1 protein-coding gene is annotated in these 520 nt (G+C 65.6%); it reads left to right on the top strand.

The window, feature by feature from the left end; all coding sequences use genetic code 11:
• Positions 1-520 (top strand): histidine kinase dimerization/phospho-acceptor domain-containing protein (locus RSB01_RS14275; protein WP_332625791.1); only part of this gene is annotated, 520 nt, incomplete at both ends.

The following is a 520-nucleotide window of genomic DNA, read 5'->3' as shown; positions in this document are numbered from 1 at the left end:
CTACACCGCCATCATCCGCGACATTTCGGAAAGCCTGCAGGCCGAGGCCGAGTTGAACCAGGCGGTCAGCGAGGCCACCGCCGCCAACGCCGCCAAGTCCGCCTTCCTGGCCGCCATGAGCCACGAAGTCCGCACCCCGCTGAACGGCGTCCTGGGCATGGCCCAGGCCATGGCCCGCGACGTCCTGCCCGCGAAACAGGCCGAACGGCTGGAGGTTATCCGCCAATCGGGCGAAAGCCTGCTGGGCATCCTCAACGACATGCTGGACCTGTCCAAGATCGAGGCCGGCAAGCTGGAGATGGAGACGCTCGAGTTCGACCTTGGCGACTTGATCGCGGCGACGCACAATACCTTTTCCGCCCTGGCCGCCCAGAAGGGGCTGCAGTTCGATCTGCACGTGTCCCGCCGCGCCGAGGGCGCCTATCTGGGCGACCCGCTGCGTCTGCGCCAGGTGCTGAACAACCTGATCTCGAACGCCGTCAAATTCACCGAGACCGGTCTGGTGGAGGTCGATGTCGAT

The organism is Brevundimonas sp. (assembly GCF_036659295.1).
Lineage (GTDB): Bacteria > Pseudomonadota > Alphaproteobacteria > Caulobacterales > Caulobacteraceae > Brevundimonas.
This window is presented reverse-complemented; position numbering and strand designations above follow the sequence as displayed.